Below are 25,077 nucleotides of genomic sequence, written 5' to 3'. Positions count from 1 at the left end.
GGGCCCGGAAGTCAGGAGGTCATGGCCGCGAGCCTGCCAAGCTCCGTGTGATCCGCGCAACAGGTTTTTCCACCGCGGCCTCCCACCCCCGCGCCCCCGCACCCCACGGACCGCGCAACCCCCGCACGCCACACCCCGCACACCGCCGCACCCCATGGCCCGCACGCCCCCTGCACGCCGGGCCGCACGCCCCAGCGCACAGTCTCCGCACGCCCCCCGCACGCGAGTCCACAAGCCCCCACACGCCCCCGGAGGTCCTCACGGCTCCCCGACGGTCCCCCACCAGGGCGGTCTCCGCCCCGCCACCGGCGGGGCCGCCACCCAGGGCAAACCCTCGCAAAGCTTCACTCAAGTTTCGCCCGCTCCGCGGGAACAATCACACCGGGGCACCAGTTGCCCCCACTGGAACCACAGGACAATCAGGAGGGCACCCCTTCCCGTGAGCACCATCCCCACCGTCACTCTCAACGACGGCGCGCAGATCCCGCAGCTCGGCTTCGGCGTGTGGCAGGTCCCGGACGCAGAGGCCACCCCGGCCGTCCGCGCCGCGATCGAGGCGGGCTACCGCTCCATCGACACGGCGGCCATCTACGAGAACGAGGCCGGCACCGGCGCGGCGATCGCCGAGGCACTGGCGGGCGGCGTGGCCCGCGAGGACCTCTACATCACCACCAAGCTGTGGAACTCGGGCACCCGCGACTGGTCCGGCGAGCAGGGCCGCGACGCGGTGCTGCGCGAGTTCGACGCCTCGCTGGCCAAGCTCGGCCTCGAGCAGCTCGACCTCTACCTGATCCACTGGCCGCGCCCGATGCACGGCGACAGCTACCTGAACATCTGGAAGGCGTTCGAGCAGCTGAAGGCGGACGGCCGGGTCAGGTCGATCGGCGTCTCCAACTTCGGCACCGAGCAGCTGACCCGCCTGCTCGACGAGGCCACCGTCGCCCCGGTCCTGAACCAGGTCGAGCTGCACCCGTACTTCCCGCAGACGGAGCTGCGCGCCTTCCACGCCGAGCACGGCATCGCCACCGAGGCGTGGAGCCCGCTGGGCCAGGGCAAGGAGCTGCTCGCCGAGCCCGCGCTGGCGAAGATCGCCGAGAAGCACGGCCGCACCGTCGCCCAGGTGGTGCTGCGCTGGCACCTCCAGAACGGCGTGATCGCCATCCCGAAGTCGGTCACCCCGTCCCGGATCCGCGAGAACCTGGACGTCACCGGCTTCGAGCTGGACGCCGAGGACCTCACTGCGATCGCCGCCGTGGCCACCGGCAAGCGGATCGGCCCGGACCCGCAGGAGTTCGACTGGAACTGACGCCCGGCCCGGGGGCCCGGCAGCCGGGCCCCCGAACCGCCTGACGCCCAGTCACGCGAAGACCGCCCGCACCACTACGGGAGTGGGCGGCCTTCGGTGTGCCCCGATCCGCCGAAGCCCATGACATGGACCCTCAGCGTTTTGGCGAATCGTTTTGGCTACTGCGGCGAAGTTTTGACCTAGAGCCTGGCCGCCTTCGCGACGAGCGCGAGCGCGGCCTCGTGCTCGCCCTCCTCCAGCGGCGCCAGCAGCAGCCGCTGGACCTCGGCCACCCCGGCGGCCGAGCGGTGCAGCAGGTCCTGTCCCGCCGGTGAGAGCGAGAGCAGGTTGCGCCGTCCGTCCGAGGGGTCGCGCCGACGCTGCACCAGACCGCGGCGCACCAGCCGGCTGACCATCTCGGCCATCGTGGCCTTGTCCAGCGAGGCGAGCTCGCCGACCGTGCGCTGGTCGGCGCCCGGTTCCAGCTCCAGCGCGTCCAGCACCGCGTACTGCGGAGCCGTGAGCTCGACGCCCACGTGCTCCGACCAGAGCTTGGTGTGCACCTGCTGGCTCACCCTGATCAGGTAGCCGATCGCCCGTTGGGCGTCCAGTATCGGCCGCGCGTCGGTGATGACGGCGACCGCCGCGGGCTCCAGCCTGGCTATCTTGGCCATCACCCGGACGATCTCGACCTGTTCCTCCGCCGTGAGCGGCTCGAACAGGACGCGCTGCACGCGGACCACACCACCGGTGGCCTCGCGCACCGCCTGGGCTCCGCTCTGCGAGAGCGCCAGCAGCTTGCGCCGGCCGTCGGCCGGGTCGCGCCTGCGCAGCACCAGGCCGCGGCGGACCAGCCGCGCGACCATCTCGGCCATCGTGGCCTTGTCCAGCGAGGCACGCTCGCCGACCGTCCGCTGGTCAGCACCCGGCTCCAGGGCCAGGACCAGCAGCACGGCGAACTGCGGAGCCGTGAGATCGGCTCCGACGTGTTCGGACCACAAGCGGGTGTGAACCTGCTGTGCCACGCGAATGAGGTGTCCGGGCGACTGCTGAAGTCGCGCAGACACGCGGGTTGTCGGGATCTCCCCCAGCACCATGTATCCGTCCCGATGTCACACCCGGTGTGTGTGGGACACCCGGGTGGGGCAGTAACGGCGAGTGGGCGTCCAGCTATGAGGGAGGGCGCTCCAGCCGTGCAGCCGGTGGCTGCTGGCGGACACTATACAAACGGCGGGCCCTTGCTGGCAGGCAGGGGCGGATAGTAGACGCAGGTTCGGCAACATTGGCATATTTACGGGCTGCGAAGGCCTTGCAGTAACCCGTTCTCAGCAGAAAGCCGACCGGTCGGTCCTTACCCACCGTCACCTGCGTCTCTCCACCCTGGCCGTGCCCCCTACCCGCCGGTAGGGTGTGGCCACCCTCTCCGGGGGCTCTCCCCGGGAGGCAACCGAGAGAGACGAGAGCGAGCATGACCGAGCAGAGCACCGCCCCCCGGGTCGCCGTCGTCACCGGCGCCGCCCGCGGTCTGGGCGCCGCCACCGCCGTCCGGCTGGCCGCCGACGGCTACGCGGTCGCCGTCCTGGACCTGGACGAGACGGCGGGCAGGGAGACCGTCGACCGGATCACCGCCGCCGGCGGCCGGGCGCTGGCCGTCGGCGCCGACGTCTCGGACGCCGAGCAGGTCCAGGCCGCCGTCGACCGGGTGGCCGCCGAGCTCGGCGCCCCGGTCGTCCTGGTGAACAACGCGGGCGTGCTCCGCGACAACCTGCTCTTCAAGATGTCCGAGTCCGACTGGGACACGGTGATGAACGTTCACCTCCGCGGCGCCTTCCTGATGACCCGCGCGGTGCAGAAGCACATGGTCGACGCCGGTTTCGGCCGCATCGTCAACCTGTCCTCCTCCTCGGCCCAGGGCAACCGCGGCCAGGCCAACTACTCGGCTGCCAAGGCCGGTCTCCAGGGCTTCACCAAGACTTTGGCCATCGAGCTTGGCAAGTTCGGCATCACGGCCAACGCGGTCGCCCCGGGCTTCATCGCCACGGACATGACAGCTGCCACCGCCGCCCGGGTCGGCATGGACTTCGAAGACTTCAAGCGGGCTGCGGCCTCCCAGATCCCGGTCCAGCGGGTCGGTCGGCCTGAGGACGTCGCCCACACCATCTCGTTCCTCGCGAGCGAGGACGCCGGCTTCGTCTCCGGCCAGGTGATCTACGTCGCGGGCGGCCCCCTCGACTGAGCACGGAACCTACACAGGGTTACCACGGAGTGGGAAGCCGGGCGCACCGGCCTCCCACTCCGCTTGCTTTACCGGCGCTTTTGCAGAAGCATTCGACGACCACACTGACATTCGATCCCGGAATAGCGGAAATCACCCCCCGAGCCGCCCCGATTCGACCCGATTGTCGATTTCCCGGGAAAATGACAATTACCACCGGAATAGCCCTGTCCGGCTGGGTAAGGTCACCCCGTGCAATCCAGAAGTACCCCCGCTCCCATTCCGCGCCAGGGGCCGGGGCGTCCCACCGCGGAAACCGGCCGCCGGGAACGCCCCACCACCCCCTCGCGGCCCCTCGCCCCGGTCGGCGCCGAGCCCCGCGAGCCCGGCTGGCCCCCGATGAGCCGCCGCCGGGCCGCCCTGCTCGCCGTCACCCTCGCCGGCTACCTGCTGGTGCTGGCCGGGGTCCTGCTCAACACCGCGCTGGTCGACCTCGACTGGTCGGTCCGGCTGCTGCGCCCCTACGAGCGGTGGCCCCGGCTGGAGCCGCTGCTCGACACCTGGGTGGTCGCCGGGCAGCGCGGCCCCTCGGCGATCGCCGCCTTCATCTGGCTCGGCTGGCGGGCCCACCGCCTCGGCCGGGTGCGCCCGCTGCTGGTCATGGGCATCGCACTGCTGTTGCTCAACGTCACCGTCGGCGCGGTCAAGATCGTCACCGGCCGGCTCGGCCCGCACTACGCCCAGTACGTCGGCTCACCCGAGCTCTTCTCCGGCGGCACCATCTTCCCCTCCGGCCACACCGCCAACGCGGTGGTCACCTGGGGGGTGCTCGCCTACCTCGCCGTCCGCTGGCGGCGCACCGGCGCGCTGATCGCCGCCGCCACCGCCTGCTCGATCGGCCTGACCACGGTCTACCTGGGCACCCACTGGGTCACCGACGTCCTGGCCGGCTGGGCCGCCGGACTGCTCGTCCTGCTCTCCCTGCCACTGCTGGAACCCCTGGTCGCCGCCGCCGAACAGCGGCTCCACCGGCGCTTCGCCCACCGCCACCTGCCCGGCTGAACCCCGGCCACCCCGAACCCGAACCGCCCGAGCCGCCCGAACCCGCACCGACCTGCGCCCGGGCGGCCCGCACCGACCCGGACGGCAGCCGGCCCGGCGCCCCCGGACCTATCCCTCCCAGCTGCGCTCGACCACCCCGTCGCGAACCGCGAGGTTGAGCCGCCCGTGCCGGTACTCCATGGTCATCAGGTCCCCCGGCTCCAGTACCCGGACCGAAGCCCAGCCGTGCCGCCGGGCCAGCTCCCGGGCCCGCTCGATCCGCAGCCCCGCGTACCCCTCGCCGTCCGGACCGACCTCACCCGAGCCGGAACCCGCGCCCGGGCCCGCGCCTACGCCCGAGCCCGCCGCGTCCGAGCCCGCGTCCGAATCCGCGTCCGAACCCGACATGGCGCCTCCCCGGCTGGTCCCTCGGACGTACGCTGGAATCGTAGCCCGACCGTGCGGTCCGGAGGTGAAGGCATGCGCACCACCATCCCGCGCCGGTGGCGCAGCGGCACCGAGCCGGCCACCGCCCGCAGCGACCTCAAGCTCCGCTACCTGCTCTCGCTCACCTTCACGCCGCTGTTCGCACTGGCCACGGTGGGCTTCGCGCTCTGGGCGGCGGCCTCGCCCGCCTCCGGCGCACCCAGCCGGGGCACCCTCACCGGGTTCGCGGTGGCCTGCGGCCTGCTCACCCTGTTCGCCGTCGTCGATCTCGTGGTGGTCATCCGGCGTCGCCGGACCGAGCTCTGACGCGGTGTCTCCCACGGAGTGGGAAGTCCGCCGGGCCGGCTTCCCACTCCGCGCCACCCGCGGCCCCCGCCTCAGCGGCCGGCGACGGCCTGCTTGACCAGGGTGCGCCCGAAGTCCCACATCAGTCCGCTCCCCCGGTGGGCCTCGTCCATGATCGCGGTGAATGCGTCCACGAACCGGTCCACGTCGTGCTCGGTGATGATCAGCGGCGGGATCAGTTTGATCACTTCCAGGTGGTCCCCGGAGACCTGGGTCAGGATGCGGTGCCGCTGCAGCAGCGGCACCACCACCATCTGCGCGAACAGCCCCTTGCGCGCCGCCTGGAGCGCGGCCCAACCGGTGCGCAGCTTGAGCGACTTGGGCCGGCCGAACTCGATCCCGATCATCAGCCCGCGCCCGCGCACCTCGGCGAGCAGCTCGTACTCGTCGACCAGTGCGGCCAGCCGTTCGCGGAAGTGGTCGCCGACCTTGCGTGCGTTCTCCACCACCTGCTCGTCGCGCATCACCTCCAGGGTCGCCAGCCCGGCCGCCATGGCCTGGGCGTTGGACCCGAAGCTGGCCGAGTGCACCAGCACCCGGTCCATCGAGGAGTACACCTTCTCGAAGATCCAGCTCTTGCCGAGCGTGGCCCCGACCGGCACGTACCCGCCGGACAGCGCCTTGGCCGCGCAGACCAGGTCGGGCAGCACGCCGTCCTCGTGCTGGTAGGCGAAGAACTCGCCGGTGCGGCCGATGCCGGTCTGCACCTCGTCGCAGATCAGCAGCGCCCGGTGCTCGTGGAGCAGCGCCTGGGCGGCCCGCAGCCAGCCGGGCGGCGGCGCCTGGACGCCCTTGCCCTGGATCGGCTCGACGATCAGCCCCGCGACGTCGCCGCGCTTCAGCTCCTTGGCCAGCGCGCCGAGATCGCCGAGCGGGATGGCGGTGTCCGGCAGCAGCGGGTCGAAGCCCTTGCGGAAGCCGCTCTCCCCGTTGACCGAGAGCGAGCCGGTGGTCAGCCCGTGGAAGGCGTGGTCAGCGTAGAGGATCCGCCGGCGTCCGGTGGCGTAGCGGGCGAACTTGAGCGCGGTCTCCACCGCCTCGGTGCCGCTGTTGCCGAAGAACACCCGGTCCAGCCCGGGCGCGTACGACAGCAGCCGCTCGGCCAGCAGCCCGGGCAGCGGCGAGCAGTCGAAGCGGACCAGGTCGGGCAGGTCGAGGTCCATCACCTGTTGGACGGCCGAGCGCACCACGGGATGGTGGCGGCCGAGCGCGAAGATGCCGAAGCCGGCCAGCATGTCGAGGTACTCGTTGCCCTCGGCGTCGTAGAAGTACTGGCCCCGGGCGCGCTCGTAGTACTTGTCGAAGCCGATGGTGTGCAGCATCCGAGGCAGCTGCGGGTTGAGGTAGCGGCCGTGCAGCTCGTAGCGCTCGCCGCCGCGTTCGGCGATCAGCGCGGCGAGGTCGAAGGCGGGGCGGTCTGGTTCAGCCGGCATGGCGCGGGTTCGCTCCTCGGGTCGGTAGCAGGTTCTTGGCGAAGACGGCGGTCTGGGCGGCGACCCCGGTCCCGGTCAGCCCGGCCTCCTCCAGGATCTCCCCGCGCGAGGCGTGGTCGAGGAACTCCTGGGGCAGGCCGAGCACCCGCACCGGCACGTCCACGTCGGCGTCGCGCAGCGCCTGGGCGACGGCCGAGCCGACGCCCCCGGTCCGGCCGTTGTCCTCGACGGTGACCACCAGCCGGTGGGCGGCGGCCAGTTCGGGCAGCACCGGGTCGACGGGTTTGACCCAGCGCGGGTCGACCACGGTCGCGGTGAAGCCCTCGGCGAGCAGCAGCCGGGCCGCGTCCAGGCAGGCGGGGGCGGTGGTGCCGACCGCGACCAGCAGGATCTCCGGCGCCCGCCCGGTGCGCAGCAGCACGTCCACCGCGCCGATCCGCTCGACGGCCGGCACCGCGGGCCCGATGTTCCCCTTGGGGAAGCGCACCACGGTCGGGGCGTCCTTGACCTCGACGGCCTCGCGCAACTGGGCGCGCAGCTGTTCGGCGTCGCGCGGCGCGGCGAGCCGCAGGCCGGGGACGACCTGGAGGATCGACATGTCCCACATGCCGTTGTGGGAGGCGCCGTCCGGCCCGGTCACCCCGGAGCGGTCGAGGACGAAGGTGACGCCCAGCCTGTGCAGGGCGACGTCCATCAGCACCTGGTCGAAGGCCCGGTTCAGGAAGGTGGCGTACACCGCGACCACCGGGTGCAGCCCGCCGGTGGCCAGCCCCGCCGCGCTGGTGACGGCGTGCTGCTCGGCGATCCCGACGTCGAAGGTCCGCTCCGGGTAGGCCTTGGCGAACGGGGCCAGGCCCACCGGCTGGAGCATGGCCGCGGTGATCGCCACCAGGTCCGGCCGCTCGGCGCCGAGGGTGAGCAGCTCGTCCCCGAACACCGAGGTCCAGGAGACGCCGCCGCTGGGCGAGACCGGCAGGCAGGTGTACGGGTCGATCGGGTTGACGGCGTGGAAGCGGTCGGCCTCGTCCTGCTCGGCCGGCCGGTAGCCGCGCCCCTTGACGGTCAGGCAGTGCACGATGACCGGCCCGCCGAAGTTGCGGGCCTGACGCAGCGCCTGTTCGACCGCGCCCAGGTCGTGGCCGTCGATCGGTCCGAGGTACTTGAGGCCGAGGTCCTCGAACATGCCCTGTGGGGCGAAGGCGTCCTTGAAGCCCTTCTTGGCGCCGTGCAGCGCGTCGAAGATCGGCTGGCCGACCAGCGGGGTGCGCTGCAGGGCCTCCTTGCCGAGGGCGAGGAAGCGCTCGTAGCCCTGGGTGGTGCGCAGGGTGGCCAGGTGGTTGGCGAGGCCGCCTATGGTCCTGGCGTAGGAGCGCTCGTTGTCGTTGACGACGATGACCAGCGGCCGGTCGCGCGCCTCGGCGATGTTGTTGAGCGCCTCCCAGGCGAGTCCGCCGGTGAGCGCGCCGTCGCCGATCACGGCGACGGTGTGCCGGTCGTGCTGGCCGAGCAGTCGGGCGGCCTTGGCCAGGCCGTCGGCGTAGGAGAGCGCGGTGGAGGCGTGCGAGTTCTCGACCAGGTCGTGCTCGGACTCGCCCCGCGAGGGGTACCCGGAGAGCCCGCCGCGCATCCGCAGCCGGCTGAAGTCCTGGCGGCCGGTGAGCAGTTTGTGGACGTAGCTCTGGTGGCCGGTGTCGAAGACGATCCGGTCGTACGGCGAGTCGAAGACCCGGTGCAGCGCGATGGTGAGCTCCACCACTCCGAGGTTGGGCCCGAGGTGGCCGCCGGTGCGGGTGACGGCGTCGATCAGGAAGTCGCGGATCTCGTCGGCGAGCAGCGGGAGTTCGACCGCCGGGAGCTTGCGCAGCTCGGCCGGGGACGTGACGCGGGAGAGCAGTGACATGGGTACACCTCACGACTCGGAGCGGTGCGGTGGTGCCTCCACCCGGCCCGGGCTCGGGGCCGGACCTGGTTCGGGGGCGGACCTGGTTCGGGGCCGGAGCCGGCCCGGGCGCGGGGCCCGGGCCGGAGCGCCGACCTTGGGGTCAACTCCCCGCTCAGCGGCCCTTGTTGCCGCTGACGGTCTCGGTGATGGCGCGCAGCGACTGCTGGAGCGAGCCCATCGTCGCGAGGACGGCGGTCGGCTCGTAGCCGCAGTGGGCCATGCAGTTCTCGCAGCGCGGGTCCCTGCCGCGGCCGTACTTGCTCCAGTCGGTCTTCTCGACCAGCTCGCGGTAGGTCGGCACGTAGCCGTCGGCCATCAGGTAGCAGGGCCGCTGCCAGCCGAACAGCGAGTAGTTGGGGATGCCCCAGGGGGTGCACTCGAAGTCGGCCTTGCCCTCCAGGAAGTCCAGGAAGAGCGGGCTGTGGTTGAGCCGCCAGCGGTTGCGGTTGCCGCCGGCGAAGGCCTTGCGGAAGAGCTCCCTGGTCTGCTCGACGCCGAGGAAGTGCTCCTGGTCGGGGGCCTTCTCGTAGGCGTAGGCGGGCGAGATCATCATCTCGTCCACCTTGAGCTCGTCGTTGAGGTAGTCCAGCACCTCGATGACGGTCTGCGGGGTGTCGGTGTTGAAGAAGGTGCTGTTGGTGGTGACCCTGAAGCCCCGCCGCTTGGCCTCCTTGATCGCGGCCACCGCCTCGTCGAAGGTGCCCTCCTTGGCCACCGATTCGTCGTGCCGTTCGCGCATGCCGTCGATGTGCACGGCGAAGGTGAAGTACGGCGACGGCTTGAACTTGTCGATCTTCTTGCGCAGCAGCAGCGCGTTGGTGCAGAGGAACACGTACTTGCGGCGTTCGACCAGCTGCCGGACGATCTCGTCGATCTGCGGGTGCATCAGCGGCTCGCCGCCGGCGATCGAGACCATCGGGGCACCTGACTCCAGGACCGCGCCGACCGCCTGGGCGACGGGCATCCGCTGCTTCAGCACGCCCGCCGGGTGCTGGATCTTGCCGCAGCCCTCGCAGGCGAGGTTGCAGGCGAAGAGCGGCTCCAGCTCCACGATCAGCGGGAACTTGTCCCGGCGCTTGAGCAGCTTCTGCTGCATGAGGTAGGTGCCGACCCGCACGGTCTGGCGCAACGGCATGGCCATGGCTAGCTCGCCTCCTGGGGGAGCGTCGAGGATGTGGGGTGGTTCAGGTCTGTGGAGCCGTTCAGATCTGTCGAACCGTTCGAACCCATTGAGCCGTTCGAAGCTGTGGAGCCGTTCAGGCGTACGGAGCCCGGCGCGCGCTCGTGCCGGTACCAGTCGACGAGGGCGGGTACCGTCGCCCGCAGGGTCCGCCAGGCGCGCACCCCGGCCGGGAGGGTGCCGGGCCGCAGCAGTTCGTGCTCGGGCGTGTCCACCACCACCCGCAGGACGGCCGTCGGCAGCGCGGGCCGCACCTCGCACAGCGCGGCCAGGACGGCGGCGGCCTCCATGTCGACCGCGAGCGCGCCCTGGACGTGCAGCGCCCGCCGCTCGATGCCGCGCACCACGTGGTCGGCGGTGTGGTGGACCCCGGTGTGCACGGTCAGCCCGCGCTCCTTCAGCGCCCGGGTGAGCTCCGCCCCGGAGTCGAGCGGGTACAGGTGGCCCTCGGCGTCGCGCACGCCGTCGGCGGCGACCACGTCGCCGGGCAGCACGCCGGGGCCGAGCGCCGCGCCGAAGCCGGCCACCACCACGGCGCCGTAGCCGGTGGGGGCGGAGCCGAGCAGCCGCCGGACGGCCAGCCCGGCGCGCCGCCGGCCGACCCCGGTGCGCACCAGCACCGGGGGCCCGCCGGCCGCGCCCCGCCAGTCACCGCCGCGCAGGGCCCAGACCTCGGGGCCCAGGGCGCACAGCACCAGCAGGGGCGCGGTGGTCACCGCGCCGCTCCGATCGCCGGGGCCCCGTCGGCCCGGCTCGTGCCCGGGGTGCCGTGGAGGTAGCGGCCGAGCGCGGTGACCGGGAACACCAGCCGGTACAGGTGGTAGTTGATGGAGAAGTCCCACGGGAAGCCGGTGCCGGTGAACTGCGGCTCGTCCCAGGTGCCCTCGGGCAGCTGGGTGCGCACCAGCCACTCCACGCCGCGCTCCACCGCCGGGTTGGCCCGCTCCCGCGGCCCCTCGCCGGCCGCGAGCAGCGCCATCAGCGCCCAGGCGGTCTGCGAGGCGGTGGAGTCGCCGCGCCCGGCCCAGCGCGCCGGGTCGTCGTAGGAGCGCATGTCCTCGCCCCAGCCGCCGTCGGTGTTCTGCCGGTCCTCCAGCCAGCGCACCGCCCGGCGGATCGCCGGGTGCTCGTCGGGGACGCCGGCCGCGACCAGCGCGGGCAGCACCGAGCCGGTGCCGTAGATGTAGTTGGTGCCCCAGCGGCCGAACCAGGAGCCGTCCGCCTCCTGGTTGCGCAGCAGCCACTCGATGCCGCGCCGGGTCCGGGGGTCGCGGGCGCGGCCGGTCTCGGCGAGCATCTCCACCACGTGCGCGGTGACGTCGGCGGACGGCGGGTCGACCACCTCGCCGAAGTCGCAGAACGGCAGCTTGTTGGGCAGCGTGCTGGTGTTGTCCACGTCGAAGGCGCCCCAGGCGCCGTTCTTGGACTGCATGCCGAGGTTCCACAGCACGCCCCGGTCCATCGCCGCGTCGACCTTGCCCTGGTCGGGGTGGGCGACCCGGCGCAGCGCGAGCACCACCTCGGCGGTGTCGTCGATGTCGGGGTAGGTGTCGTTCTCGAACTCGAAGGCCCAGCCGCCGGGGGCGAGCGCGGGCCGCTGGACGGCCCAGTCGCCGGGCTTGCGGATCTCCTCGCCGAGCATCCAGTCGACGGCGGAGACCAGCGCCGGGTGGTCGGCCGGCACCCCTGCGTCGACCAGGGCGATGGTGGCCAGGCAGGTGTCCCAGACCGGGGACTGGCAGGCCTCCAGCCAGCGCTTGCCGTCCTCGGTGTGCACGGTGAAGCGGTCGAAGGAGGAGAGCCCGGCCTTCATCACCGGGTGCTCCAGCTCGTAGCCCTCCAGGTGCAGGGCGATCAGCGAGTAGACGGCGGGCGGCTGGATGCCGCCCCAGCAGCCGTCGGCCTCCTGGCGTTCGACGATCCAGCGGCAGGCCTGCGAGACGGCCAGTCGGCGCAGCGGGCGGAAGGCCCGGCGGTGGTAGGCGTGCAGCACCTTGTCGAGGCGCTCGAAGAGGCCGTCCCAGGTGGTGGCGGGGGCGAGCGGCCGGTGGGGGTACGGGTCGTCCGGGTCGGTGTGCAGTTCGGTGAGCGCGAAGGGGGCCGGACGGACCGGGCGGTGGGAGGAGACGACGGTCAGCGGGACGATCGTCTGGCGGGCCCAGCAGCCGAAGGCGTAGATGTTCAGCGGCAGCCACTTGGGCAGGAAGATGATCTCGGGCGGCATCTCGGGCAGCCGCTCCCAGGGCCACCAGCCGAACAGGGCGAGCCAGATCCGGGTGAACACCCGGGAGGCCGCGATGCCCCCGGCGGAGCGGACGTAGCGCGCGGCGGCCAGCATGTGCGGGGCGTCCGGGTCGTCGCCGGCCAGTTTGAGGGCGACGTAGGCCTCGACGGTGGTGGACAGTTCGGGCGGCCCGCCGTGGAAGGTGGACCAGGTGCCGTCCTCGCGCTGCTGGGAGCGGATCCACTCGGCGGTGGCGCGGGTCTGCTCCTCGGTGCGGATCCCCAGGAACTGGCGGAGCAGTAAGTCCTCGGCGTCCATGGTGACGTTGGTCTCCAGGTCACCCTTCCACCAGCCCTCGGACGACTGCAGGGAGAGCAGGTGGGTGGTGGCGCGGGCCAGGGCCTCCCGCGCGTCGGCCGGTCGGAGCTCCGCCTCACCGGCCGGCCGTAGCTGGTCGGTGTCCTCGGGCTGCCACCGCCCCGTACCCAGCAGGGTCGGGGGGCGGTCGCCCACCGCGACCGGCTCGGAATCGTACTCAGGGTCGAGCCGGCCGTCCGCGGTTGCTGTCAACGTAACGTCACCTCTCTCGTACCACCACGAATTCGGCGAGTGCGACGAAGTGCTCCCGCACCTCGTCGGTCATGGGCACCTCGTCCAGGGCGGCGAGGGCAGTCGTGTGCTGGCGGCGGGCCTCCTCCTGGGTCCAGGCACGGCCGCCGGCCTCCTCGATCAGCGCGGCCCGGGCGGCGAGCTCGGGCTCGCTCTCCTCTCCACGTCCCTTCGGGTCGGCCAGCTGCTCGGCGAGCCGGCGCGAGGCCGCTCCGCCCTCGGCCAGCGCGGCGGCCACCGGCAGGGACTTCTTGCGCTGGCGCAGGTCCCCCCAGTGCGGCTTGCCGGTGACCTCGGTGGCGCCCCAGATGCCGAGCAGGTCGTCCACCGCCTGGAAGGCCAGGCCCAGGTGGTGGCCGTAGCGCTGGAGCGCGTCGGAGACCTTGTCGTCGGCGCCGGCCAGGACGGCGCCGATCGCCGAGGCGGCGGCCAGCAGTGCCGCCGTCTTGCCGCCCTCCATCTCCAGGCACTCGGCGACCGTGACGCTGTCGCGCTGTTCGAAGGCGACGTCCATCGCCTGGCCGTCGATCAGCCGGCGGGTCGCCGTGGTGAGCAGCCGCACGGCCCGCGCGGCGTCGGTGGCGCTCGTGCCGCCGGTCACCGCGGCGTCGAGCAGCACCTCCGTGCCGAGCGTCGCCAGGGCGTCGCCGACCAGGATCGCCTGGGCCGGCCCGAAGACCGTCCAGGCAGTGGCCCGGTGCCGTCGGGTCTCGTCACCGTCCATCAGATCATCATGCAGGAGGGAGAAGTTGTGCACCAGTTCAACCGCGACCCCGCCGGGCACCCCCACCTCGGCCGGCGCGCCCGCGGCCCGGGCGGACAGCAGCGCCAGCGCCGGGCGCACGGCCTTGCCGCCGTCCCCCGTCACCGGGGTGCCGTCGCGGTCGATCCAGCCGAAGTGGTAGGCGGCGACGGTGTCCATGGGTGCGGCCAAACGGGCGACGGCGGCCCGTAGCGGCGGGGTGCAGAGCGTACGGCTGCGGGCGAGCAGCTCCGGCACCGAGACCGGTTCGGCGTGCGCCGTGCCTCCGACGGCGAAGCCGGTGCGTGACTCCACGTGCGTTCCCTCTCCCTCGTGGTGCCGGACCGCACGGAGCGGCCGGGTGCTGTCGGCGCGGCTGGTGTCGAACCGAGTGCCAGTGCCAGTGGTACCGGGGCGGCCGTACGGGCCGTTGCCGGTGGTTGCGCCGATGCGCTCGACGGTACGCCCGTCGGTTCTGGCGGGCTCTCCGGTGTCGGGGCCCGCCGTCACCTGGGCCACCTCCCGTCGCCGCGGTCCACCGGCACCCGGGTGCCGGCCGCGGCCAGCGCGGCGTCGGCCGCGGCGTGGCCGCTGCGCACGGCCCCCTCCATGGTCGCGGGCCAGCCGGTGGCCGTCCACGAGCCGGCCAGCAGCAGACCGGGGACGTCGGTGCGGGCGCAGGGGCGCAGCGACCCGTTGCCCGGGGCCGGGTCGAAGGTCGCGGTGCGTTCCCGGGTGACGAAGAAGTCCAGCACCTCGGCGCGGGCCGCGGCCGGCAGCAGCCGGCCCAGCTCGGGCAGGTAGCGCCGGCGTAGTTCGGCGACCGGCAGGTCGATCTCGTCCTGCGCGGCGGACTGGGACAGCGCCAGGTACTGGGCGCCCGGGTGGGCGTGGCCCAGCGCGGTGGCGGCCAGACCGGAGTGCGCGGTGCGGTCGAAGACCCACTGGACCGGGGAACCGAGCGCGGCGAAGAACGGCCGGCGCAGCACCTTGCGGTCGTAGATCACGTGCACGTTGAGGATCGGCGCGGTGCCGAGGCCGGCCAGCCGCTCCTGCCCGGGGACCGCGTTCGGCGGCAGCAGCGCGACCGCGCTGTCCTGGGCGCCGGCCAGCACGACGGTGTCGGCGGTGAGCAGTTCCCCGCCCTCCAGCCGGACGGCGTGCTGCGGGACGGCCGGCTTCAGCTCGGCCACCCGGGCCCGCAGCAGCACCCGGACGCCGGCCCGCTCCAGCTCGGCGAGCGCCCGGTCGTGGTGGATCGTGCCGAGCGGGACGGCGGCGACGCCGATGTCCGAGGCGCCCGGGTCGGAGAGCAGGCCGGTCTTGAAGACCATCCCGGCGAGCGCCAGCGACACCCGGTCGGCCCGGGCGTTCAGGGTGGCGACGCCGACCAGGTCCCACAGGGCGGCCTGGGTGGCGGCGTTCTGCCCGTTGCGGCGCAGCCACTCGCCGAAGGAGACCTCGTCCAGCGCCGGGTCGGCGAGGTCCAGGCCCCGCAGGGCGAGCGCGCCGCGGACCACCCGGGCGCGGTCGGCCGGGGACAGGTGCGGGTAGCGGGCCAGGCTTCCGGCCAGGTGCAGCGGGACGGGCAGGCCGGCCCGGCGCAGCCGGCCGAGGGTACGCACGGGGGCGGCCGGCGGCCCGGAGACGGAGAGCACCGGGATGTCGAGGCGGTCCTGGAGGTGGACCAGCCGGGTGGCGCCGAGGCGCTCCAGCAGGCCGCGGTAGGCGGTGCAGCAGCGCAGGTAGACGTGCTGGCCGTTGTCGACGGTCAGCTCGCCGCGCCGGAAGGAGAAGGCCAGTCCGCCGAGCCGGGGCCGTGCCTCGGCGAGGGTGACCCGGTGGCCCGCCTCGGCGAGGCGCAGTGCGGTGGTGATCCCGGCCAGCCCGCCGCCGACCACGACCGCGGCCGGGCGCGCGGCATCGGCTCGCCCGGTCATCGGTCCTCCCCCTCGCAGTCGGTGGACCGCCCGCGGGCGGTCGCTGAAGCCGGTCCTCGTTCGTTCAACACAAAACTATCCGCAGGTGGATCCGCGCTGACACAGCGTGACAGAACTCTCGCGAGAATCAAGAACGCCCCCCGGCGAGCCCGGAAAGCGCCACGTACGCCTTCTCCCAGCCCGGCAGCGAGACCCGGCCGCGCAGCACGGACTCCGGATCGGCGGCGATCCGGCCGAGCAGGCGGTGGTAGATCCCGGCCATCGCGGCGGTGCAGGCGCGGCTGCGGCGGTCGAGCATCGGCAGCAGCCGCAGGCCCTCCTCGAAGGCCGCCTGGGCGCGGGCGGCCTCGAAGGCCACCAGGCCGGTGAAGTCCGCGCCGACCGGCGGCTCGGGCAGGGCGAAGCCCTGCTCGCAGCCGAACCGGACCAGGTCCTCGCTCGGCAGGTAGGTACGGCCGTTGAGGGCGTCCTCGCGCAGGTCGCGCAGGATGTTGGTGAGCTGCAGCGCCAGGCCCAGGGTGTCCGCGTGGCGCGCCCCGAGCTCGGGGTCGTCGCAGCCGTAGACGCCCAGCGAGAGCCGGCCGATCGCGCCCGCCACGCAGCGGCAGTAGACCTTCAGCTCCTCGTAGGTCTGGTACTCGGCGCCCTTGAGGTCCATCTCGACGCCGTCGATCAGCTCGTCGAAGCCGCCGAGCGGGATCGGGAAGCGCCGGGCCGCGTCGGCCAGGGCGACCTTGATCGGGTCGGTGTCGTCCTCGGCGACCACCCCGGAGCGGACCTCGTCCACCAGTTCCCGGGTGCGCAGCAGCGCCTCGGCCTTGCGGTCGTCCGGAAGGTCGCCGTCGCCGATGTCGTCCACCCGGCGGGCCAGGGCGTACAGGGCCGACATGGCCAGCCGCTTGGGTTCGGGCAGCAGCCGGATGCCGTAGCTGAAGTTGCGCGCCTGCAGTCCGGTGACTGCCTCGCAGTACCGGTACGCCGCCATGACCTGGGCCGACGCCAGTGGTGATGCCGCCACGCGGGCGTTCACCTTCCCTTCGCGAAGATGGCCGCCGCCTTCGCTGCGAGGCGGCGCTTGTCCGGCCTCGCCTGCCGGGCGAGTACGTCGTACCCGGCGTCCTCGACGGCCGCCAGGGCCGCGTAGCCGCCTGCGGTGAATCCCGCGAGGAGCAGTCGAAGCCTCCCCCGAACCGTACCTACCAATGGTGCGCCGCGGTCGAGCAGGGTGCGGGCCCGCTCGGCCTCGAAGGCGATCAGCTCGCGGACCGCGCCGGAGGCGCGGGGGGCGGCCAGGTCCTCCTCGGTGACGCCGAAGCGGGCCAGGTCCTCGGCGGGCAGGTAGATCCGGCCGTGGGCCAGGTCCTCGGCCACGTCCTGGATGTGTTCGACCACCTGGAGGCCGCTGCACACGGCGTCCGACAGCTCGGTCCGCTCGGGGGTGGCGACGCCGGCGATGGCCAGCACGAGGCGGCCGACCGGGTCGGCGGACAGGGTGCAGTAGCCGAGCAGGTCCTCGAAGGTGGCGTAGCGGGAGGTGGTCTGGTCCACCCGGTTGGCCTCGATCAGACGGCGGAACGGCTCGGGGGTCAGGCCGTGCCGGTCCACCAGCGGGACGAGCGCGCTCAGCAGGGCGTGACGGGGGCGGTCCGTGGCGGCCGCGGAGCCGCCGGCGGCGCGCAGGGCCGCCTCGAACACCCGGTCGAGCTCCTGCTCCAGCCCGTCGAGCAGGGCGAGCCGGAAGGCGGTCTCCTGCGCGGTGGGCGGGGCGGAGTGGTCCGAAGGGGTGGCCGGGGGCGTCTGCTCGACCCCGAGCAGGCGGGCGGTGGCGGCCGGGTCGGCCAGGTCGCCGTCGCCGGCGTCGTCGACCAGGCGGGCGAAGCCGTACACCGCCATCAGGTCGTCGCGCCAGGCCGCGGGCAGGAAGAACGGGGCGACGGGGAAGTTCTCCGCGCCCGCCTTGTCGAGGGTGTCTCCCGCGGAACCGTTCACCGGCGTATCTCTGAGCTGGGCCGAAGCCGACACTGCTGTCACTCCCCCGTTCTACACCGCGTGGCAGGACCGGCCCGACTCGGACACGCGTCCGAGCGCGGGCGTCACGCAGGGCACACCGTCCCCGACACCACCAGGCTGACACGCCGGGCCGCGCGGGAGAAGACCGCCCCGCCCGGGGCACGGGGCGCTCGCGCCGCGGCGGCGGGCCGCCCGGCGCGCACGAGGGCGCGCGAGGGGCGCGCAGGACGAAGGGCCGGCCCCGGAGGATCCGGGACCGGCCCCTGCGGGAGTGCCGGAGCTACGGCCGCTCGCCGCGCTCGTAGCGCTGGACGACCTCCTCGGTCGGCCCGTCCATGACCAGCTCGCCGGCCTCGATCCATATGGTCCGCTCGCAGACCTCGCGGATCGAGTTGTTGTCGTGGCTGACCAGGAAGACCGTACCGGCGGACGCGCGCAGCTCGTCGATCCGCCGCTTGCTGCGCTGCTGGAAGGCCTGGTCGCCGGTGGCGAGGGCCTCGTCGATCAGCAGCACGTCGTGGGTCTTGGCGGCGGCGATCGAGAAGCGCAGCCGGGCGCCCATGCCGGAGGAGTAGGTGCGCATCGGCAGGGAGATGAAGTCGCCCTTGTCGTTGATGCCCGAGAAGTCGACGATGTCCTGGTAGCGCGCCTTCACCTGGGCCGGGGTCATGCCCATCGCCAGGCAGCCGAGGATGACGTTGCGCTCACCGGTGAGCTCGTTCATCAGCGCGGCGTTGACGCCCAGCAGCGAGGGCTGGCCGTTGGTGTAGATGCCGCCCTTCTCCGTCGGCAGCAGGCCCGCGATGGCGGCCAGCATGGTCGACTTGCCGGAGCCGTTGGAGCCGATCAGACCGATCGCCTCGCCCTTGTACGCGGTGAAGCTGATGCCCCTGACCGCGTGCACCTCGCGCACGCCGGAGGCGCGCTTGCGGCTGATGATGCGGCTCAGCGCCGAGGTGGCGCTGCCCTTGCCGGAGCCGGCGCCGTGCACCTTGTAGACGATGTGCACGTCGTCGACGACGACGGTGGGCTCGCGGGCCACGTCCGCGTCCGCAACGGCGGCGCTCGTGCTCAGGTCGATGTCAGCCACGGCCGTACTCCTCCTCTGCCTTCCAGAAGAAGACGTATCCGACGACGAACATGCCCACGCCCCAGGCGATGCCGTACGCCCACTGGTGCGGCGGGAGGGTCTGGTGCACCGGCTGGTGCGGGTTGTAGATGACCGGCGCGAAGGCGTGCCGCAGCAGGTCCATGTAGACCGACGCCGGGTTCGCCGACATCAGCGTCTGGATGTAGTGCGGCCAGTGGGTGATCTTGTCCTGGATGCTGAACATCACACCGGACAGGAACATCCAGGCGCGCATCACGAACGGGATGAGCTGGGAGATGTCGCTGGTCTTGGAGCCGATCCGGGCCATCACCAGGGAGATGCCGGTGTTGAAGAGCGTCTGCAGGAGCAGCGCCGGGATGATCAGCAGCCAGGTCCGGCCCGGGGTGACGCCGGCGGCGAGCACGGTGACGACCAGGACCACCATGGAGATCAGCAGCTGCTGGAGCTGGATCACGGTGAAGGCGATCGGGAGGCTGGCCCGGGGGAAGTGCAGCGCCCGGATCAGCCCGAGGCTGTCGGAGATCGCCCGGGTGCCGGTCTGCACCGCGTTCTGGGTGAACTGGAAGACGAACACGCCGATGCAGAGCCAGGCGATGTAGGTGTTGTCCGGGAAGCCCTGCTTGCCCGCCAGGATCACGCCGAAGACCAGGTAGAACACCGCGCAGTTGAGCAGCGGGGTCACCACCTGCCACAGCTGGCCGAGCTTGGCGTTGGTGTACTGGGCCACCAGGCGGGCGGTGGCGAAGGCCCAGATGAAGTGGCGCCGGGCCCAGAGCTGCTTGGAGTAGGCGAACAGGCCGGGACGGGCGCCGCTCACCTTCAGACCGTACTTGTCCGCAAGCTGCTTGGGGGTCAGGCCCGCGTCCGCCCCCCTGGGGGCCGAGAGGCTGACGGGTTCACTCACTGTCGACACATTCGTCCTTCACGCGGGATCGGTCGGGGCGGCCGGTCGGCGGGGTCCGCCGGTCTGCGCCGATGGGGATCCACTGGGGTCTCGGGAGAGCCGGCCGGTGTGGGGACACCGGCCGCAGCGATCGATCATTCGATGCATATGTCATCAGATGCGATCAGATGATCGGTGGTCGGCCCAGCCTGGTCAGTCGCCAGACGGTACGCCACCGCATGGGCCGCCGCGGACCACAGGGTTCGCGCCAGCCCGCCCGGAATCCGCCCCACCAGGCCTTCAGCGCCTCCGGGGAGGGGCGGCGGGCCAGGGTCAGCAGGAACCAGGTTCCCAGATAGAGAGGCACCAACAGGGCCGGAAGGTTCCGCCTCGCGAGCCAGACCCGGTTGCGGGCCACGTTGTGGAAGTAGCTCGCGTGACGGGCGGGCGAGGTCGTGGGATGGTGCAGAACCACGTCCGCCCGGTAGTCGATGGCCCAGCCGGCGTCCAGCGCGCGCCACGCGAGGTCGGTCTCCTCGTGGGCGTAGAAGAACTCGGCGGGCAGCTGCCCGGCCTGCTCGAACACCTTGCAGCGCACCGCGCTCGCGCCGCCCAGGAACGTCGTCACCCGGGACGAGCGCAGCGGGTCGCTGGCGCGCAGCCGGGGGACGTGGCGGCGCTGGGTGACCCCGGTGTCCGGGTCGGCGATCCGGAAGGAGACGATGCCCAGCTCCGGATCGGCGGTGAAGGCCTCGCGCAGCAGGCGGGCCGAGTCGGTGCGCGGCAGGTTCCCGTCGTCGTCCAGGAAGAGGACGGCGTCGACCTCCGCGCCGTCCCGGCCGAACAGCTCGATGCCGACGTTGCGCCCGCCCGGGATGCCGAGGTTCTCCGGCAGCTCGACGCTGCGCACGCCCTCCGGCAGCGGGGGCAGCGTCACGCCCTGGCCGACCACGGCCAGCTCGACCGCCGGGCCCTCCTGGGCGCGGACGGCTTCGATCAGGGCGTTGAGCTCGGCGGGCCGGTTGCCCATGGTGATGATCACGGCGCCGAGGCGGAAGTCGTCCGCGGCCGTCCGCGCGTTCACCGGAGCCTGCTGGAGAGGACGATGCTCAGCAGGTGCAGCACGGTCTGGAGCATCGCGATCGCCGCCAGGACGACCACCGCGAGCCGGGTGAAGAGGAGTCCGCCGTGCACGGCGTCGGCGACGCCGGCGGCCAGGATGAACAGCGAGGCCTCGACCGCGCCGACCAGGCGGTGGAACTTCAGGAAGGAGGCCGCCCGGCGGGCCTTGGCGACGGAGGACGAGCGCGGCACCGAGGCGCTGTCCTCGACGGCCGTCAGGCCGCTGCGGGCCCGGGCCACGTCCACCAGGTCGGTCTCGGACTTGATCAGGATCGCGCCGAGCGCGGCCAGCGTGCCGAGGAAGGCCCACTCCCAGTGCGAGCCGGCCCCCTCGCGGTGCAGCAGGTCGGTGGCACGCAGGCCGAGGCCGGTCAGCAGCGCCGCCTCGGACATGTAGTGGCCGACCCGGTCCAGGTAGACGCCGGTGAGCGAGGTCTGCCGGCGCCAGCGGGCCACCTCGCCGTCCACGCAGTCCAGCAGCAGGTAGACCTGGATCAGCAGGGCGCCCAGGACGGCGCCCGCGACGCCCGGCACGACCAGCGCGGCACCGGCCAGGATGCCGGTGAACATCATCAGGTACGTCAGGCCGTTGGGCGTGATCGCCGTCATGGTGGACAGCACGCGGGTGATCCGCAGCGAGATCTTCCGCATGTACAGGCGTCCGGCCCAGTGCTCGGCGCTGCGGCGCTGGAGCATGCCCTCCGGGTGGATCACCGCGCGCAGCTCCTCGATCGAGGGCCGGCGGGTCAGGTCCACCGGGGGACGCCCGGCGCCCGCGGTGGAGGGGTCAGCTGTTGACGGCTTGGACATAGTCGGCGTACGCGTCCCTGATTGCGGAAGGGGAGAGGTCGAGGTGTTCGAGGATGGTGAAGCGCCCCGGTCGGGTGTTCGGAGCGTAGTGCACCGCTTCGGTGAACTCCGCCTCGCTGAAGCCGATCTGAGCGGCGGTCACCGGCAGTCCGTGGCTCGCCAGGCGCTCCACGATCAGACCGGTCAGCTCGCGCTCGCCCCGCAGGAAGCTGGCGAAGGCGGCGCCGAGGCCGACCTGCTCGCCGTGCTGGGCGGACCGCTTGGGGTACAGCACGTCCAGGGCATGCGAGATCTCGTGGCAGGCACCCGACGAGGGCCGGGTGCTGCCCGCGATGTTCATCGCGATGCCGGACAGTACCAGGGCCTCGGCCAGCGCCGTCAGGAGGTCCTGGTCCCGGGTGCTCCCCGGATGCCGCAGCAGGTTCTCGCCCGCCGAGCGGGCCATCGCCACGGCCAGCCCGTCCACCGGCTCGCCGGTCACCGCGTGTGACAGCTCCCAGTCCGCGCACGCGGAGATGTTGGAGACGACGTCGCCCACGCCGGCCGCCACGAAGCGCTGCGGGGCCTGCCGGATCACGTCCAGGTCGACCACGATGCCGATCGGGCTGGGCACCCCGTAGGAGCCGCGGCCGGCGTCGTTGTCCAGGGTGGAGACCGGCGAGCAGATGCCGTCGTGGGCCAGGTTGGTGGCCACCGCGACCAGCGGCAGGCCGACCCGGGCCGCGGCGTACTTGGCGGCGTCGATGATCTTGCCGCCGCCGAGGCCGACGATCGCGTCGTAGTGCCCGCCGCGCATCGCCTCGGCCAGCCGCACCGCGCTGTCCAGGCTGCCGTCGTCCACGTTGTACCAGTCGGCGCCGGGCAGGGCCGGCTCCAGGCGGCGGCGCATGGCCGAGCCGGAGCCGTTGCTGATCGCGACCGCGATCCGGCCCGAGGCCGACAGCCGCTGGTCCGCGAGGATGCCGCCGAGCGCGTCCAGCGCGCCCGGGCGGATCTCGACGAACAGCGGCGACGGGACCAGTCGGGTCAGTACCGGCACGCGATCTCCCGCGCCTTCGCCAGGTCGTCGTGGTTGTCCACCTCGACCCAGGAGACCTCGCCGATCGGCTGCACGTCGATCCGCAGGCCGCGGTTCACCATCTCCTGGTAGCCGTCCTCGTAGTACAGCTGAGGGTCGCGCTCGTAGGTGGCGCGCAGCGCGTCGGTGAGGTCGGCGGCGGCGGACGGGTTGATCACGGTGACGCCGATGTACTCGCCGGTCGCCTCGGCCGGCTCCATCAGCTTGGTGATCCGGCGCATCCCGGAGGCCGGGTCGACGACGACCTTCATCTCCTCGTCGGCGAGCTTCTTGACCGTGTCGAGGGCGAGCAGGATGCCGGGGGCGGTGCCGGCCTCGGTCAGTCGCCGGTTGCCCTCCAGCATGGTGCGCTGGACGGAGGCCGGGTGGACGGTGTCGCCGTTGGCGAGCAGCAGGCCCTCGGCGAACAGCTCGCGGGCGCACCAGAGCGAGTAGGCGTTGTTCCACTCCTCGGCCTTGTCGTTCTCGACCAGGTGGAGCTTGACGCCGTACTTGCTCTCCAGGGCGTCCTTGCGGTCGTACACCGCCTCCTTGCGGTAGCCGACGACGATCGCGGCGTCGCTCAGTCCGACCTCGGCGAAGTTGCCGAGCGTGAGGTCCAGGACGGTCCGCTCCCCGTCGACCGGCACCAGCGCCTTGGGCAGGGTGTCGGTGTACGGGCGCAGTCGGCGGCCGGCGCCGGCTGCCAGAACGAGGCCGATCATGCGGGTCTCCTGATCCGTCGTGCTGTGCCCGGAAGGCCGTGCCGGAGGGCGGCGCCATTGGTCCTCGAGCCGGTGTTCGACCGGGCCGGGCGGCGGCGCGCCGGTGCCGGCACAGATCCGGGCACCGTGTCGTATGTGATGGTAGGCGACCAGGGCGACCGGCCAGAACGCGCCCGCGGGCCCGGACCGCAGGCCGGACGGCCCGCAGGAGGGCGGGCGGGGCGGCGGACGGAGCAGTGGCGGGGCGGCCGGGGGACCGCTGCGCCCCGCCCGGGGCGCGCTGAGGGACGCCGCGGAACGGTCGAACGGACTCCGAACGCACATAGAACGGTTCTGCGAATCCCTGACCCTTACAGAGACTTCCCGGGCCCTTCTCCGGCCGGTTTCCGACGCCTCCAGGTCATGATCCGTCCGGTTGTGCGTGGTACCCCTGCCGAGTGCCACCCATACGGCAGACTGGACCCCGACGTCGGCGCCGGTGCCCAAGCTGTGTCCGCCGCACACCACCCGGTGCGTCGGAGACGCCCGATGCTCCCGTTGCTCCCGCTCCCGAAAGAGGCCCCATGCCCCAGAGTCTGCCGACCGACCCGACGCACTTCGCCGCCGACATCGACACCGGTCTCGACGTCGAGACCGATGTGACGGTCGACGCCCGGGCCGCCGGCTCCGCCCAGGCCGGCGCCGAGATCCTGCTGGAACTGGTCGACGACGAGGGCGTCACCATCGGCACCGGCGAGAAGCTCTGGGCCCACCAGCAGCCGGGCCGGCTGCACCGGGCCTTCTCGGTCTTCCTGTTCGACCGCCAGGGCCGGCTGCTGCTCCAGCGCCGGGCACTGGGCAAGTACCACTCCCCCGGCGTCTGGTCGAACACCTGCTGCGGCCACCCGTACCCGGACGAGCCGCCGTTCGTCGCCGCCGCCCGGCGCACCGCCGAGGAACTGGGCGTCGCACCGGCGCTGCTGTGCGAGGCGGGCACCGTCCGCTACGACCTGCCGGACGAGGCGTCCGGGCTGATCGAGCGGGAGTGGAACCACCTGTTCGTGGGACTGGTCACCGCTCCGGTCGAGCCGGCCCCGGAGGAGGTGGACGACGTCGCCTTCGTGACCGCGCAGGAACTGCGGGAGCTGCGGGCGGAGCGGCCGTTCTCGGTCTGGTTCGAGACGGTCTTCGAGGCCGCGCTGCCGGGCATCCGGGAGATCGCCGGGAGGGACTGGTAGTCGTCCGGTAGCCGTCCGGCGGCTGGGGCCGCCGCGGTGGACGGCCCGGCCGCTCCGGTCGGCGGCCTGGTCCACCGTCCGGCCGGTCAGTGTCCGGGCTCCGGGGGGACGGGCAGCGAGGCCCAGATGACCTTGCCGCCCTCCCCCGTGTGTTCGACGTCGCACACCCCGCCGGCCTGCAGGGTGACGCTCTTCACCAGCAGCAGGCCGCGCCCGCCGGTGCTTCCGGTGTCGTTCTCCAGCGCCTTCGGTCGGTACGGATCGCCGTCCGCGACCGACACGCGCACCCAGGCCCGGTGCACCGACAGCTCGGTGACCACCTCGGGCGACAGCTCGGCGGCGTGCGTCACCGCGTTGCTCACCAGCTCCGAGACGATCAGCAGCAGGTCGTCCACCAGCTCCTGGTAGCGCACCCCGTTCAGGCCCTGCGCCAGCAGGCGGTCGCGCACCGCGTGCCGGGTCACCGGCACCGAGGCCTCGGTGGCGGGCGCAGGGAAGCGCCACACGCCCTCGGCGGGGCCCGCGGAGGCCCGGGTCCCGCCGGAGCCCTCCGCCCGCCCACCGCGTCTCGGTTCGGCCTTCGCCGCTCCGCTGATCTGCTCCACGTCCAGCCGCCCTTCGTCCGCGACCCGGGAATCAGGCGATCCGCTTCATGGCGCCCTCGGTCCACAGAGGCTAGGAGAGCCGCCGCCACGGCCGTGGCACCGTCGACAAGTTGCCCGTGTCGGATCGGTTCCGG

General features: G+C 72.8%; 23 protein-coding genes. 5 read left to right on the top strand and 18 right to left on the bottom strand.

Going from position 1 to position 25,077, the window contains the following annotated elements:
- The first annotated feature begins 439 nt into the window (after positions 1-439).
- Positions 440-1,306, top strand: coding sequence for an aldo/keto reductase (locus tag ACWDBE_RS16905; protein ID WP_449788741.1), 867 nt, complete (start codon positions 440-442; stop codon positions 1,304-1,306).
- A 179-nt stretch (positions 1,307-1,485) separates the two neighbouring features.
- Here ACWDBE_RS16905 and ACWDBE_RS16900 read toward each other — a convergent pair whose 3' ends face one another.
- Positions 1,486-2,310 carry a MarR family winged helix-turn-helix transcriptional regulator gene (locus ACWDBE_RS16900; protein ID WP_392875632.1) on the bottom strand — a complete coding sequence of 275 codons (825 nt, stop codon included), beginning with the start codon at positions 2,308-2,310 and terminating at the stop codon, positions 1,486-1,488.
- Positions 2,311-2,753: 443 nt separating this feature from the next.
- Here ACWDBE_RS16900 and fabG point away from each other — a divergent pair, with 443 nt between their 5' ends.
- Positions 2,754-3,521, top strand: a complete 768-nt coding sequence (gene fabG, locus ACWDBE_RS16895; protein ID WP_449808406.1) for a 3-oxoacyl-ACP reductase FabG — start codon at positions 2,754-2,756, stop codon at positions 3,519-3,521.
- 231 nt (positions 3,522-3,752) lie between these two features.
- Complete coding sequence (locus tag ACWDBE_RS16890; RefSeq protein ID WP_449808405.1) at positions 3,753-4,562, top strand: phosphatase PAP2 family protein; 810 nt, start codon at positions 3,753-3,755, stop codon at positions 4,560-4,562.
- Positions 4,563-4,670: 108 nt separating this feature from the next.
- On the opposite strand, the gene ACWDBE_RS16885 is transcribed toward ACWDBE_RS16890, so the two are convergent.
- The gene (locus tag ACWDBE_RS16885) at positions 4,671-4,949 is read right to left on the bottom strand and encodes an I78 family peptidase inhibitor (protein ID WP_449788744.1); all 279 of its coding nucleotides are present in this window, start codon (positions 4,947-4,949) and stop codon (positions 4,671-4,673) included.
- A gap of 72 nt (positions 4,950-5,021) precedes the next feature.
- Between ACWDBE_RS16885 and ACWDBE_RS16880 the strand changes: the two genes are divergently transcribed.
- Positions 5,022-5,294, top strand: a complete 273-nt coding sequence (locus ACWDBE_RS16880; protein ID WP_449788745.1) for a DUF6343 family protein — start codon at positions 5,022-5,024, stop codon at positions 5,292-5,294.
- A 71-nt stretch (positions 5,295-5,365) separates the two neighbouring features.
- Here the strand turns inward: ACWDBE_RS16880 and ACWDBE_RS16875 are convergent, their stop codons facing one another.
- The 15 genes from ACWDBE_RS16875 to ACWDBE_RS16805 all read right to left on the bottom strand — a co-directional run bounded on the left by ACWDBE_RS16875 (position 5,366) and on the right by ACWDBE_RS16805 (position 23,121).
- On the bottom strand, positions 5,366-6,766 hold the full coding sequence (locus ACWDBE_RS16875; RefSeq protein WP_449808404.1) for an aspartate aminotransferase family protein: 1,401 nt from the start codon (positions 6,764-6,766) through the stop codon (positions 5,366-5,368).
- Positions 6,756-8,666: a 1-deoxy-D-xylulose-5-phosphate synthase gene (dxs, locus tag ACWDBE_RS16870; RefSeq protein WP_449788747.1), complete on the bottom strand. Its 1,911-nt coding sequence runs from the start codon at positions 8,664-8,666 to the stop codon at positions 6,756-6,758. The genes ACWDBE_RS16875 and dxs overlap by 11 nt, the downstream gene beginning before the upstream one ends.
- Before the next feature lie 154 nt (positions 8,667-8,820).
- The gene (hpnH, locus tag ACWDBE_RS16865) at positions 8,821-9,849 is read right to left on the bottom strand and encodes an adenosyl-hopene transferase HpnH (protein ID WP_392875611.1); all 1,029 of its coding nucleotides are present in this window, start codon (positions 9,847-9,849) and stop codon (positions 8,821-8,823) included.
- A gap of 2 nt (positions 9,850-9,851) precedes the next feature.
- On the bottom strand, positions 9,852-10,604 hold the full coding sequence (locus tag ACWDBE_RS16860) for a 5'-methylthioadenosine/S-adenosylhomocysteine nucleosidase family protein (RefSeq protein WP_449788748.1): 753 nt from the start codon (positions 10,602-10,604) through the stop codon (positions 9,852-9,854).
- Positions 10,601-12,682: a squalene--hopene cyclase gene (gene shc, locus ACWDBE_RS16855; protein ID WP_449808403.1), complete on the bottom strand. Its 2,082-nt coding sequence runs from the start codon at positions 12,680-12,682 to the stop codon at positions 10,601-10,603. Before shc ends, ACWDBE_RS16860 begins: the two co-directional genes overlap by 4 nt.
- Before the next feature lie 7 nt (positions 12,683-12,689).
- The gene (locus ACWDBE_RS16850; protein WP_402408534.1) at positions 12,690-13,778 is read right to left on the bottom strand and encodes a polyprenyl synthetase family protein; all 1,089 of its coding nucleotides are present in this window, start codon (positions 13,776-13,778) and stop codon (positions 12,690-12,692) included.
- Between the two features lie 191 nt (positions 13,779-13,969).
- Entirely contained in the window at positions 13,970-15,403 is a 1,434-nt protein-coding gene (hpnE, locus tag ACWDBE_RS16845; RefSeq protein ID WP_449808402.1) for a hydroxysqualene dehydroxylase HpnE, read from the bottom strand.
- Positions 15,404-15,530: 127 nt separating this feature from the next.
- Positions 15,531-16,388 (bottom strand): presqualene diphosphate synthase HpnD, encoded by an 858-nt coding sequence (gene hpnD, locus ACWDBE_RS16840; RefSeq protein ID WP_392915230.1) that lies wholly within the window; start codon positions 16,386-16,388, stop codon positions 15,531-15,533.
- Positions 16,389-16,429: 41 nt separating this feature from the next.
- Positions 16,430-17,392 carry a squalene synthase HpnC gene (gene hpnC / locus ACWDBE_RS16835; protein WP_449808401.1) on the bottom strand — a complete coding sequence of 321 codons (963 nt, stop codon included), beginning with the start codon at positions 17,390-17,392 and terminating at the stop codon, positions 16,430-16,432.
- 301 nt (positions 17,393-17,693) lie between these two features.
- Entirely contained in the window at positions 17,694-18,503 is an 810-nt protein-coding gene (locus ACWDBE_RS16830; RefSeq protein WP_449788752.1) for an ABC transporter ATP-binding protein, read from the bottom strand.
- Positions 18,496-19,437, bottom strand: a complete 942-nt coding sequence (locus ACWDBE_RS16825; protein WP_449788753.1) for an ABC transporter permease — start codon at positions 19,435-19,437, stop codon at positions 18,496-18,498. The genes ACWDBE_RS16830 and ACWDBE_RS16825 overlap by 8 nt, the downstream gene beginning before the upstream one ends.
- A gap of 154 nt (positions 19,438-19,591) precedes the next feature.
- Positions 19,592-20,437 carry a glycosyltransferase family 2 protein gene (locus ACWDBE_RS16820; protein WP_449788879.1) on the bottom strand — a complete coding sequence of 282 codons (846 nt, stop codon included), beginning with the start codon at positions 20,435-20,437 and terminating at the stop codon, positions 19,592-19,594.
- Between the two features lie 50 nt (positions 20,438-20,487).
- Positions 20,488-21,225, bottom strand: a complete 738-nt coding sequence (locus ACWDBE_RS16815; protein ID WP_392875814.1) for a CDP-alcohol phosphatidyltransferase family protein — start codon at positions 21,223-21,225, stop codon at positions 20,488-20,490.
- A gap of 91 nt (positions 21,226-21,316) precedes the next feature.
- Positions 21,317-22,378: an iron-containing alcohol dehydrogenase family protein gene (locus ACWDBE_RS16810; protein ID WP_449788754.1), complete on the bottom strand. Its 1,062-nt coding sequence runs from the start codon at positions 22,376-22,378 to the stop codon at positions 21,317-21,319.
- A complete protein-coding gene (locus ACWDBE_RS16805) occupies positions 22,366-23,121 on the bottom strand; it encodes a phosphocholine cytidylyltransferase family protein (protein ID WP_449788755.1) in 756 nt (251 codons plus the stop codon). Before ACWDBE_RS16805 ends, ACWDBE_RS16810 begins: the two co-directional genes overlap by 13 nt.
- A 563-nt stretch (positions 23,122-23,684) precedes the next feature.
- On the opposite strand from ACWDBE_RS16805, the gene idi reads away from it, so the two are divergent.
- Positions 23,685-24,338 (top strand): isopentenyl-diphosphate Delta-isomerase, encoded by a 654-nt coding sequence (gene idi, locus ACWDBE_RS16800; protein WP_449808400.1) that lies wholly within the window; start codon positions 23,685-23,687, stop codon positions 24,336-24,338.
- Positions 24,339-24,424: 86 nt separating this feature from the next.
- Here idi and ACWDBE_RS16795 read toward each other — a convergent pair whose 3' ends face one another.
- Positions 24,425-24,949 carry an ATP-binding protein gene (locus ACWDBE_RS16795; RefSeq protein WP_449788880.1) on the bottom strand — a complete coding sequence of 175 codons (525 nt, stop codon included), beginning with the start codon at positions 24,947-24,949 and terminating at the stop codon, positions 24,425-24,427.
- Positions 24,950-25,077 lie beyond the last annotated feature (128 nt).

The sequence above is a fragment of the Kitasatospora sp. NPDC001132 genome, assembly GCF_053598415.1.
This window is presented reverse-complemented; position numbering and strand designations above follow the sequence as displayed.

Coding starts and splice junctions, on each gene's coding strand:
- idi (WP_449808400.1), top strand. CDS start 23,685: ATGCCCCAGAGTCTGCCGACCGACCCGACGCACTTCGCCGCCGACATC.
- fabG (WP_449808406.1), top strand. CDS start 2,754: ATGACCGAGCAGAGCACCGCCCCCCGGGTCGCCGTCGTCACCGGCGCC.
- hpnH (WP_392875611.1), bottom strand. CDS start 9,849: ATGGCCATGCCGTTGCGCCAGACCGTGCGGGTCGGCACCTACCTCATG.
- ACWDBE_RS16820 (WP_449788879.1), bottom strand. CDS start 20,437: ATGGGCAACCGGCCCGCCGAGCTCAACGCCCTGATCGAAGCCGTCCGC.
- ACWDBE_RS16805 (WP_449788755.1), bottom strand. CDS start 23,121: ATGATCGGCCTCGTTCTGGCAGCCGGCGCCGGCCGCCGACTGCGCCCG.
- ACWDBE_RS16880 (WP_449788745.1), top strand. CDS start 5,022: ATGCGCACCACCATCCCGCGCCGGTGGCGCAGCGGCACCGAGCCGGCC.
- hpnE (WP_449808402.1), bottom strand. CDS start 15,403: ATGACCGGGCGAGCCGATGCCGCGCGCCCGGCCGCGGTCGTGGTCGGC.
- ACWDBE_RS16885 (WP_449788744.1), bottom strand. CDS start 4,949: ATGTCGGGTTCGGACGCGGATTCGGACGCGGGCTCGGACGCGGCGGGC.
- dxs (WP_449788747.1), bottom strand. CDS start 8,666: ATGTCACTGCTCTCCCGCGTCACGTCCCCGGCCGAGCTGCGCAAGCTC.
- hpnD (WP_392915230.1), bottom strand. CDS start 16,388: ATGGCGGCGTACCGGTACTGCGAGGCAGTCACCGGACTGCAGGCGCGC.
- ACWDBE_RS16815 (WP_392875814.1), bottom strand. CDS start 21,225: ATGCTCCAGCGCCGCAGCGCCGAGCACTGGGCCGGACGCCTGTACATG.
- ACWDBE_RS16875 (WP_449808404.1), bottom strand. CDS start 6,766: ATGCCGGCTGAACCAGACCGCCCCGCCTTCGACCTCGCCGCGCTGATC.